The sequence below is a fragment of the Kitasatospora sp. NPDC047058 genome (assembly GCF_040643935.1).
GTDB lineage: Bacteria > Actinomycetota > Actinomycetes > Streptomycetales > Streptomycetaceae > Kitasatospora.
In genome coordinates, this window is record NZ_JBEYVJ010000264.1 from 1 (window position 1) to 10,322 (window position 10,322).

Annotated in this window: 10 protein-coding genes, 1 other RNA gene and 1 pseudogene; 8 read left to right on the plus strand and 4 right to left on the minus strand. The window is 75.8% G+C overall.

Features of this window, described 5'->3' with window-relative positions; all coding sequences use genetic code 11:
- Window positions 1-694 (minus strand): annotated as a pseudogene (locus tag ABZ885_RS28835) (hypothetical protein); the annotation flags it as partial.
- A gap of 590 nt (window positions 695-1,284) precedes the next feature.
- Here ABZ885_RS28835 and ABZ885_RS28840 point away from each other — a divergent pair.
- The 3 genes from ABZ885_RS28840 to ABZ885_RS28850 are packed head-to-tail and all read left to right on the plus strand — an operon-like array spanning window position 1,285 to window position 4,050.
- A complete protein-coding gene (locus ABZ885_RS28840) occupies window positions 1,285-2,121 on the plus strand; it encodes a Nif3-like dinuclear metal center hexameric protein (protein WP_360194716.1) in 837 nt (278 codons plus the stop codon).
- A 23-nt stretch (window positions 2,122-2,144) separates the two neighbouring features.
- Entirely contained in the window at window positions 2,145-2,888 is a 744-nt protein-coding gene (locus tag ABZ885_RS28845; RefSeq protein ID WP_360194719.1) for a C4-type zinc ribbon domain-containing protein, read from the plus strand.
- Between the two features lie 4 nt (window positions 2,889-2,892).
- Window positions 2,893-4,050 (plus strand): bifunctional RNase H/acid phosphatase, encoded by a 1,158-nt coding sequence (locus tag ABZ885_RS28850; protein WP_360194722.1) that lies wholly within the window; start codon window positions 2,893-2,895, stop codon window positions 4,048-4,050.
- Between the two features lie 56 nt (window positions 4,051-4,106).
- Here the strand turns inward: ABZ885_RS28850 and yaaA are convergent, their stop codons facing one another.
- Window positions 4,107-4,892, minus strand: a complete 786-nt coding sequence (yaaA, locus tag ABZ885_RS28855; protein ID WP_360194725.1) for a peroxide stress protein YaaA — start codon at window positions 4,890-4,892, stop codon at window positions 4,107-4,109.
- Between the two features lie 42 nt (window positions 4,893-4,934).
- The gene (locus ABZ885_RS28860) at window positions 4,935-5,429 is read right to left on the minus strand and encodes a DUF3995 domain-containing protein (protein WP_360194728.1); all 495 of its coding nucleotides are present in this window, start codon (window positions 5,427-5,429) and stop codon (window positions 4,935-4,937) included.
- Between the two features lie 172 nt (window positions 5,430-5,601).
- Between ABZ885_RS28860 and ABZ885_RS28865 the strand changes: the two genes are divergently transcribed.
- From ABZ885_RS28865 to rnpB, 5 genes are all read left to right on the plus strand, one after another.
- On the plus strand, window positions 5,602-5,943 hold the full coding sequence (locus tag ABZ885_RS28865; RefSeq protein ID WP_360194731.1) for a hypothetical protein: 342 nt from the start codon (window positions 5,602-5,604) through the stop codon (window positions 5,941-5,943).
- Window positions 5,940-6,311, plus strand: a complete 372-nt coding sequence (locus ABZ885_RS28870; protein WP_360194734.1) for a type II toxin-antitoxin system death-on-curing family toxin — start codon at window positions 5,940-5,942, stop codon at window positions 6,309-6,311. The genes ABZ885_RS28865 and ABZ885_RS28870 overlap by 4 nt, the downstream gene beginning before the upstream one ends.
- Window positions 6,312-6,372: 61 nt before the next feature.
- A complete protein-coding gene (locus ABZ885_RS28875; RefSeq protein WP_360194737.1) occupies window positions 6,373-7,848 on the plus strand; it encodes an RNB domain-containing ribonuclease in 1,476 nt (491 codons plus the stop codon).
- 26 nt (window positions 7,849-7,874) lie between these two features.
- Complete coding sequence (locus tag ABZ885_RS28880; protein WP_360194740.1) at window positions 7,875-9,386, plus strand: MFS transporter; 1,512 nt, start codon at window positions 7,875-7,877, stop codon at window positions 9,384-9,386.
- Window positions 9,387-9,399: 13 nt separating this feature from the next.
- Window positions 9,400-9,798: RNase P RNA component class A (gene rnpB / locus ABZ885_RS28885), an RNA gene on the plus strand.
- A 75-nt stretch (window positions 9,799-9,873) separates the two neighbouring features.
- Here rnpB and ABZ885_RS28890 read toward each other — a convergent pair.
- On the minus strand, window positions 9,874-10,134 hold the full coding sequence (locus ABZ885_RS28890; protein ID WP_360194743.1) for a Prokaryotic metallothionein: 261 nt from the start codon (window positions 10,132-10,134) through the stop codon (window positions 9,874-9,876).
- Between the last annotated feature and the right edge of the window lie 188 nt (window positions 10,135-10,322).

Sequence of the window (10,322 nt, forward strand, 5' to 3'; positions counted from 1 at the left end):
TGGGGGCGTGCGTTGCGGCGGTGCTGGGGGACGGCCCAGCCTCCTCGGCCAGCGGGTCGCGGGCCCACGGCGGGCAGCGGTACGACGCGCCGCGCACGTCCTCGACCGTCTCGCCGCCGGGCCCGCGCAGCATCGACCGGTACCCGCCGTCGTTGCCCAGTTCGGCGCGGGCCGCGAAGGCGCCGTACCGGTAGTGGACGCGGCTGCCGGGCCGGTACGGGCGGTCGGAGAGCACGACCGGCCCGGGAAGGCCGTCGGTCGCCTTGTGCAGGGCGGCCGCCAGCCGCCGGAACTGCTCCTCGCCCCCGGGGTAGACGGTGACGAACTTGCCCGCCGAACCGCGGTCGCTGTTGCGCGAGTTGAGCTCGTGCAGCTGCTCCGGCCCGGCGGCGAACTTGAACGCGCAGGGGTCGTCGGCCAGGACCTCGGCGACGGCGGCCAGCACCGCGCCCCCGACCGCCGACGCCGCGCTGACGTGGATCTTCCAGCCCTCGTCGGCGAGTTCCGCCGCGGACGGCCTGGCCGTGCACCAGAAGCCCTCGACGGTGACCTGCCAGTCCCCGTCACCTCCCCGGCCTCCGGTGGTACCGGCCAGCGCCGCCCGCGCGACCTCCGGCCACGCGCCGCCCGCCTGCGGCCCGCGGCCCGCCGATCCCGTGCCCCCGGCCGTCCGAAGCGATGTGCCCGCCCCCATCCGCCTTCACATCCCTTCGTCTCGTCCGGCGCCCGCCGGTGCCCACTGCTCCGGCACCCGGGCGCCCGGCCACGGCCTGATCGGTTCCTCGGAGGTCCGGGAGCGCCGCCGCGGCCGCCTCCGCCGCGGGCCCCGCCAAGGCCCGGCGCGGACCCCCGCTGACCTGGGCCCGCGCACCGGCGGAGCGCCTTCCCGACCCCCCGGTCGGGGCAACTCCCGTTCGCAGAGGTGAAGTTACTTTCGGTTTTGGCGCGGACTCAACGCGTAGCCGGTCACTTCACTCGTAAGGGTGATCCCGGCGCTGTTTCGAATATGTACGAGCCGTTCGCTGTGAGCGGTGATCCCCGCGCACCCCGGCGGAAACGGGCGCCCGGGCGGCCCGCGGGCCGCGCCCGCGCCGCGCCCCGGCGCCGTCCGAACGCGCCGGACCGCAGGTTGACGCGCACCTGTGCGCCCCGTCCCCCACACCGGGCACGGTCCCGTCCGCAGCCCCGGGCGCAGCGCCGGGAGGCCGTCCGGCCCGGCCCGGAGCCCGGATCGCCCCGGCCCGGGCGGCTCGGGCGCCCCCGTGCGCACGGTAGTCTCGACAGGTGCCGAAACTGTCCGACGTCATCACCGCGCTCGAAGAGGTCTACCCGCCGCAGTGGGCGGAGTCCTGGGACGCCGTCGGCCTGGTCTGCGGGGACCCTCAGGCCGAGGTCCGCCGCGTGCTCTTCGCCGTCGACCCCGTGCAGGCGGTCGTGGACGAGGCCGTCGAGTGGGGCGCCGACCTGGTGGTCACCCACCACCCCCTCTACCTGCGCGGCACCACCACCGTCGCCGCCACCACGTTCAAGGGCCGGGTCGTGCACACGCTGATCCGGAACGGGATCGCCCTGCACGTGGCGCACACCAACGCCGACCACGCCGACCCGGGCGTCTCGGACGCGCTGGCCGAGGCGGTCGGCGTCCGGGTCACCGGCCCGCTGGTGCCGGACCCGACCGACGCGCTGGGCCGCCGCGGCACCGGGCGGATCGGCCTGCTGGAGCCCCCGGTCACGCTCTCCGTCTTCGCCGCCCAGGTCGCCCGGGGCCTGCCCGCCACCGCCGCCGGCGTCCGGGTCTCCGGTGACCCGAACCGGCTGATCAGCCGGGTCGCGGTCTGCGGCGGTTCGGGCGACAGCCTGTTCGCCGAGGTGCGTGCGGCCGGCGTCGACGCCTACCTGACCGCCGACCTGCGCCACCACCCGGCCTCCGAGGCCGCCGAGGCGGCGCCGGTCGCGCTGCTCGACGCCGCGCACTGGGCCACCGAGTGGCCCTGGCTCACCCTGGCCGAGCAGGCGCTGCACGGCGCCGCCGGGAAGCGGGGCTGGGCCGTGGAGACCAAGGTCTCCCACAAGGTCACCGACCCGTGGACCGCGCACGCCCCCATGTCCTTCACCGCCTGACCCGATTCACAGGAGCTCTCCGCTTGAACGCCGCGCCCGCCGACCAGATCCGCCTGCTCGACCTCCAGGCCATCGACTCGAAGCTCGACCAGCTGGCCCACCGGCGTCGCAGCCTGCCCGAGCACGCCGAGATCGAGAAGGCCACCGCCGACCACACCGCGCTCAAGGACCTGGTGGTCGCCGCCCAGGCCCAGCAGGGTGACACCGCCCGCGAGCTGACCAAGGCCGAGCAGGACGTCGAGCAGGTCCGTGCCCGGTCCGCGCGCAACCAGCAGCGCCTGGACTCCGGCGCGATCACCTCGCCGAAGGACCTGGAGAACCTCCAGCACGAGATCGGCTCGCTGGCCAAGCGCCAGGGCGACCTCGAGGAGGTCGTGCTGGAGATCATGGAGCGGCTGGAGTCCGCCCAGACCCGGGTCACCGAGCTGAGCGCGCGCCTGGAGCACTCCACCGTCGTGCTCAACGAGGCCGAGGGCCGCCGCGACGCCTCCTTCGCCGAGATCGACGGCGAGGCGGAGAAGGTCCGGCGCGACCGCGAGACCGTCGCCGCCGTCATCCCGGCCGACCTGCTGAAGGTCTACACCAAGCTGCGCGAGCAGCAGGGCGGCGTCGGCGCGGCCCGCCTCTACCAGCGCCGCTGTGAGGGCTGCCGCACCGAGTTCTCCATCACCGAGCTGAACGCCATCAAGGCCGAGCCGGCCGACAAGGTCGTCCGCTGCGAGAACTGCTCGCGGATCCTGGTCCGCACCGCCGACTCGGGCGTCTGACACGGTGGCGGGGCGACGGTTCATCGTCGAGGCCGACGGCGGCTCCCGGGGCAACCCGGGGCCGGCCGGCTACGGCGCGGTGGTCCGGGACGGCGACACCGGCCTGATCATCGCCGAGGCCGCCGAGTTCATCGGCCACGCCACCAACAACGTGGCCGAGTACAAGGGCCTGATCGCCGGCCTGAGGGCGGCCCGGGAGATCGACGCGGACGCCACGGTGGACGTGCGGATGGACTCCAAGCTGGTGGTCGAGCAGATGTCCGGGCGCTGGAAGATCAAGCACCCCGACATGCAGCCGCTCGCCGCCGAGGCCCGGACCGTCCTCCCGCGCGGCCAGGTCAAGTACACCTGGATCCCGCGCGAGAAGAACAAGGACGCCGACCGGCTCGCCAACGAGGCGATGGACGCCGGCAAGGCCGGCCGCCAGTGGGAGCCCAGGCCGCTGAAGGCCGCCGCCCCGGCGGTGGCCGAGCCGGTTGCCGAGCCGCCGCTGGAGAAGGCCGTGCCGAAGGCCGGCTGGGCCGCCCCCGCCGACCTCGGCACCCCGACCACCTTCGTCCTGCTCCGCCACGGCGAGACCCACCTCACCCCGGAGAAGCGGTTCTCCGGCAGCGGCGGCAGCGACCCGGAGCTCTCCGAGAAGGGCCGCTGGCAGGCCGGGCGCGCCGCCGAGGCGCTGGCCGCCCGCGGCTCGGTCCAGGCCGTGGTCGCCTCCCCGATGCGCCGCACCCGGGAGACCGCCGAGATCGTCGCCGCCCGCCTCGGCCTGGAGGTCCGGTACGAGGACGGCCTGCGCGAGGTCGACTTCGGCGACTGGGAGGGCCTCACCTTCGCCGAGGTGCAGGAGCGCTACCCGGACGACCTCACCGCCTGGCTCGGCTCGCCCAGGGCCAAGCCGACCGGCAGCGCCGAGAGCTTCACCACGCTCACCCACCGGGCCGGGGTCGCCCGCGACAAGATCCTCGCCCGCTACCCCGGGAAGACCGTGCTGGTGGTCTCGCACGTCAGCCCGATCAAGACGCTGGTGCGGCTGGCGCTCGGCGCCCCGCCGGACTCCCTCTACCGGATGGAGCTGTCCGCCGCCTCGCTCTGCGCCGTCCAGTACTACGCGGACGGCAACGCCTCGGTGCGGCTGCTCAACGACACCGGGCACCTGCGCTGACGCGGCCGGTGGCGGGCCCCCGACGGGAGCCCGCCACCGGCCGGCACCGGGGCGGGTCAGTGCACCTCGGTGACCACCACGTCCAGCTGCCAGGCCTTGCGCGCGGTGCCCTCCGCGGCGACCTCCACCCGGTGGCCCAGCTCCAGCAGCGTGTCCACCAGCTCGCCGGGCGTCTTCGGCTCGACGCCCGCCACCAGCAGGTCGCGGACCAGCCGCCCCTTGGTCGCCTTGTTGAAGTGGCTCACCACGGTGCGCTTGCCGTTCCGCTCCTGGAGCACCCGCACGGTCGCCGTCCGGGACGCCACCTCGCCGGCCGGCTTCCACGCCGCCGCGTACGCGGAACTGCGCAGGTCCAGCACCAGCCCGTCCGCCACCTCCGGCAGCACGGAGGCCATCGCGCCCCGCCAGAACGCCCCGAGCGCCCCCGGGCCGGGGAGTTTCACGCCCATCGAGCAGCGGTAGGACGGGATCCGGTCGCCGATCCGCACCGCGCCCCAGAGCCCCGAGAACACCAGCAGCGAACGCCCGGCCCGGTCGTACGCGGCCTCGTCCAGGGTGGCCAGCCCGAGGTTGTCGAACAGCACCCCGGTGTACACCTCGCCGGCCGGGCGCGCCCCCGCCGCCGGCAGGCCGGCGTTCTTCGCCACCTCGCCGCGCAGGCCCGGGCTCAGCCCGAGCACCTCGGCGGCGGTGTCCCCGTCCCCGCGGCAGAGCGTGACCAGCGCGTCCAGCACCTGCGTCCGCGCCGCCGTCAGCCCCGGCAGCGACAGTCCGTCGAGTGCCACCGGCCCCCCGTCCCCGGACGCGGCCTTGCCCTCCGAGGGCGGCAACAGCACCAGCACAGCGGACTCCTCAACACTTTGTGGCGGACGATCCCCGCCACCCTACGCAAAACCGCCGCGCTCCCGGGTGCCCGGTCCGCTTCCCGGGCCGCCGCTCCGCCTCCGGCCCGCCGCCGCGACGACGGCGGCCCCCGCGCCGAGGGCCAGGCACAGCGGCGAGTAGTACCGGGTGTCCAGCCGCCGGAACCGCTCCGAGCGCGCCGCCAGGCCCCCGCCGAACACCACCAGCCCGCCTGCGCCCCGCGCCAGCATCACCCCGGCGACCGCCCGCACCCCGTGCCGCCGCACCCGGGCCGGCCCGGCCGCCGGCAGCACGCCGGCCTCCGCGCCCACCAGGTACGCCGCCGAACCGAGCAGCCCGGCCACCGCCACGCACGCCGCCGCCGGTGGCACCCCGTCACCGGTGCCGACCACCGTGTCCGCGAACTCCTCCGGCGTCCGCAGCGGCCACGGCGTCACCGCCCACACCGCGTGCAGCGCTCCCGTCGCCGCCAGCACCCCGGCCACCGCCGCCCCCGTGACCTGCACCGCACCCATCGCCGTACCCCCTCCGTCGCACCAACGAGCTGCCGCACCACCGAGGCGCCGCACCACCGACGCCTGCCCCCACGCTACGGCCCCTTACGCGCCCGCCGTGCCGCGCCCGCGAACCGCTGGTCAACGCCCGCCCGCCCGCTCTACCGTCGACCTGGACAAGGAGCGTGACGAGATGACCCTGCGACCCCTGGACCTGGCCACCGGCGACGACGACGCCGTGGAGGAGTCCCTGCCCGTCCGCCTGCCCGCCGACCTGCCGGCCGGGACCAGGCAGGCGCTGGAGTTCGCGCTGAAGGCGGCCGCACAGGCGGTCCTGGCCGGCCGGGTGCGGGTCACCGGTGCCCCGGATCGGGACGACGACCGCGCCGAGCTGGCCTTCGACGTGCGCCAGTCCGAACTGCCGGACGCACTGGCCGGGCAGCCGGGGCCGGGACGCGCCGAGCGCCGCGCCGCCATGGTCGCCCGGATCCGCGAGGCCAACGCGGAGACGCTGGAGAGGCTCAAGGACCTGTGACCGAGTACCTCGACCTGGAGGACGTCACGTACCTGGCCGGCGGCCCGGAGAACATCCGCGACCTCGGTGCGCTGCTCTCCGCGCTGGGCCGCCCGCAGGCGAGCCTGTTCGGCCGGGACGCCTACCCGGACCTCTGGACCAAGGCCGCGGCCCTCGGCCAGAGCCTCGCCCGCAACCACCCGCTGGTCGACCGGAACAAGCGCACCGCCTTCGAGGCGATGCTGCTCTTCCTCGACTACAACGACGAGCCCTACGCCGACCCGCACCCGGACGAGGCGGTCGCCTTCATGCTCCGCCTGGCCACCGGCGGCTACGACGACGCGGTCGCCCTCGCCGCCAAGGACCTCCGGTCGATGCTCGGCCGCTGAACGCGGCGCGTCCGCCGTCCAGGTCCGCCCGGAATCACCCGATTCGCCCTACGCTGCCTCCATGCCTCGCCGAAAACTGCGCGTCAAGGCCGCCGACTCCGCCCGGATCAACGCCGAACTGGCCGAGCTGCGGGCCCACCTGGAGATCCGCGCCGAGTGGCCCGACCCTGTCCTCGCGGAGGCCGAGGAGGCGGCCCGGACGCCCCGGCTGCCGGAGTACGACGCGACCGACCTGCCGCTGTTCACCGTCGACCCGCCCGGCTCCCGGGACCTCGACCAGGCGATGCACCTGACCCACCGCCCGGGCGGCGGCTACCGGGTGCACTACGCGATCGCCGACGTCGCCGCCTTCGTCCGGCCCGGCGGCCCGATCGACGAGGAGGCCCGCCGCCGCGTCCAGACCCTGTACTTCCCGGACCGCCGCGTCCCGCTCCACCCGGCCCGGCTCTCCGAGGACGCGGCCAGCCTGCTGCCGGGGGAGACCCGCCCGGCCCTGCTCTGGCAGCTCGACCTGGACGCCGACGGCGCCGTCGTCCTCGCCGACCTGCGCCGCGCCCTGGTCCGCTCGCACCGCCGGCTGGACTACGCCGGCGTGCAGCGCGCGCTCGACGCCGGCGGCGCCGACGAACAGCTCGCCCTGCTGGCCACCGTCGGCCGGCTGCGCGAGGAACAGGAGCGCGCCCGCGGCGGGATCAGCCTGCCCGTCCCGGAGCAGGAGATCGAGGAGACCCTGCACGGCTACGTGCTCGGCTACCGCGCACCCACCCCCGTCGACGGCTGGAACGCGCAGATCTCGCTGCTCACCGGCATGGCCGCGGCCGAGCTGATGCTGGACGCCGGGGTCGGCCTGCTGCGCACCCTGCCCGCCGCCCCGCCGGAGGCGTACAAGCGGCTGCGCCGCACCGCCCGCGCGCTCGACGTCGACTGGCCCGCCGGCCTCCCCTACCCGGAGCTGGTCCGCTCACTCGACCCGGACGTCCCGCTGCACGCCGCGTTCCTCAACGAGTGCACCGGCCTGCTGCGCGGCGCCGGCTACCACGCCTTCGACGAGACCCGGGGCCGGCCGGCCCCGGCCGACCCGGGGCACGCCGCGCTGGCCGCGCCGTACGCGCACTGCACCGCACCGCTGCGCCGGCTGGGCGACCGGTACGCCCAGGAGGTCTGCGCGGCCGTCGCCGCCGGCGAGCCGGTGCCCGACTGGGCCCGCGAGGCGCTGCCAGGCGCGCCCGGGCTGATGGCGGGCGGGGACCGCCGGTCGGCCGAGGTCGAGCGGGCCTGCGTGGACCTGCTGGAGGCCGAGCTGCTGGCCGGCCGGGAGGGCGAGGACTTCCCGGCGCTGGTCATCGACGTGGACGAGCAGCGGCCCACCCGCGGCACCGTCCAGCTGCGCGAGCCGGCCGTCCGGGCCCGCTGCGACCGGCCCGACGGCGCGCCGGCCGCCGGGAGCGGCGGCGGCCTGCCGCTCGGCGGGCGGATCCTGGCCCGGTTGACGGTGGCCGACCCCGCCACCCGGACGGTCCGCTTCGCCGCGGTGTGACCACGCCCGCGTGGGAGGATCGCCTCGTGCGCGCCCCCACTCCCCCCACGCTCCCGACGGCCCGCGCGGAGTCCGCGCCCGGCCGGCGCCGCCGGCTGCTGGTCCTGGCGATCTGCTGCCTGAGCCTCTTCATCGTCGGGCTCGACAACACCGTGGTGAACATCGCCCTGCCGGCGATCCAGCAGGACCTCGACGCGCCGGCCTCCGGCCTCCAGTGGATCATCGACGCCTACACCCTGGTGCTGGCCTCGCTGCTGATGCTGTTCGGGTCGGTGGCCGACCGCTTCGGCCGGCGCCGGGTGTTCCAGACCGGCCTGCTGCTGTTCGTGCTCGGCTCGCTGCTCTGCAGCCTGGCGCCCGGCCTGGAGTGGCTGGTGGCGTTCCGGGCGGTGCAGGCCGTCGGCGGTTCGATGCTCAACCCGGTGGCGATGTCGATCATCACCAACACCTTCACCGAGCCGCGCGAACGGGCCCGGGCGATCGGCGTCTGGGGCGGGGTGGTCGGCATCTCGATGGCGCTCGGCCCACTGCTCGGCGGCTTCCTGGTGCACGGCGCCGGCTGGCCGGCGATCTTCCTGATCAACGTCCCGGTCGGCCTGGCCGCCTGTCTGCTGACGGCCCGGTACGTCCCGGAGTCCCGGGCGCCGCGGCCCCGCAAGCTGGACCCGGTCGGGCAGGTGCTGATGGTGGTGCTGCTCGGCTGCGGCACCGCCGCGATCATCGAGGGCCCCGAGCACGGCTGGACCTCCCCGCTGATCCTCGGGCTGGCCGCGACCGCCCTGGCGGCCCTGGTGGCCTTCCCGCTTTGGGAACGGCGGGTCGCCGAGCCGCTGGTGGACCCGCGGTTCTTCCGCAGCGCACCGTTCACCGGCGCCACCGTGACGGCGGTCTGCGCCTTCGCCGCGCTCGGCGGCTTCCTCTTCCTCAACACCCTCTACCTCCAGGACGTCCGCCACTACAGCCCGGTCGAGGCCGGCCTGTGGACGCTGCCGATGGCGGGGATGATGCTGGTCTGCGCGCCGGTCTCCGGCCGGATCGTCGGCAGCCGGGGCCCGCGCGGCCCGCTGGTCGCGGCCGGGGTCGGCCTCGCCGCCAGCGGCCTGCTGCTGACCCGGCTGGCCGCGGACTCCCCGCCCGCCCTGCTGCTGGTCGCCTACGCGCTGTTCGGCTTCGGCTTCGGCATGGTGAACGCGCCGATCACCAACGCCGCCGTGTCCGGCATGCCGCGCGCCCAGGCGGGCGTGGCCGCGGCGGTCGCCTCGACCAGCCGGCAGGTCGGCCAGTCGCTCGGCGTGGCGGTGATCGGCACCGTGGTCACCTCGGCCGTGGTCGGCCCGGTCGTCGCCGGGTTCGCGCCGGCCAGCCACGCCGGCTGGTGGATCGTGACCGGTCTCGGCGTCGCCATCCTCGTCCTCGGCCTGGTCACCACGACGGCCTGGGCCACCGGCACCGCCGCCCGGGTGGCCGCCCGCCTCGGCGGCGAACCGCCCGCCGTCCGGCCCGGCGTTCGGGAGGCCCCGCCCGAGCGGCTACCATGACCACTACGGCGGAAGAGCCGGCCGGGCGGCCGCGACGGGTCCTCAGGACCCGCCGAGGAACGTCCGGGCTCCACAGAGCAGGGTGGTGGGTAACGCCCACCCGGGGTGACCCGCGGGACAGTGCCACAGAAAACAGACCGCCCGCCGCTTCGGCGACGGGTAAGGGTGAAACGGTGGTGTAAGAGACCACCAGCGACCGGGGTGACCCGGCCGGCTCGGTAAACCCCACCTGGAGCAAGGTCAAGATCGGCGCCTCCGGGCGCCGTGCGCGGATGTCCGAGGGCTGCTCGCCCGAGTCCGCGGGTAGACCGCACGAGGCTGTCGGCAACGGCAGCCCTAGATGGATGGCCGCCTCCCCCGGCCGCGCGAGCGACCAGGGAGACAGAACCCGGCGTACAGGCCGACTCTTCCGCCCCTCACCCGCCCCGACCCGGTCGGCGCGGGTGTTCGCGTTCCCGGCGGGTGCCGGGGCCGCGGGGCGGACCGCTCAGGACGACGGGTGGGCGCCGACGGCGTCGCGGATCTGGTCGCCGAGGCCGCCGTTGACGCGGGCGCAGTTGGCGCAGCAGAAGAATCGGCCGGCCACCTCCACGCCGTGGCCCACGATCCGGACCTGGCACTGTTCGCAGCGCGGCGCGAGCTTCTCCATCGCGCACTCGAAGCTGTCGAAGGTGTAGGTGTCGCCGGTGATCGTCTTGATCTCGAAGGCGAGCCAGTAGTCGTTGCCGCAGGTGACGCAGATGGCCATGGTGGCCGTCTCCCTTCCGGTGGGGGCCGCCCGGTCGGGCGCCCGGCCCTTCCCAGTGTCGGAGCGGTGCCCGGGAGCGGCCACTCGGGCGGCCCGGGCGCGGGCCGGGGCCGCCACCAACGGCTCGCCGTGCCGCAGGTACGGGCCGACCGTGGACACCACCACCCGGGCCGAGGCGGCCACGTCGC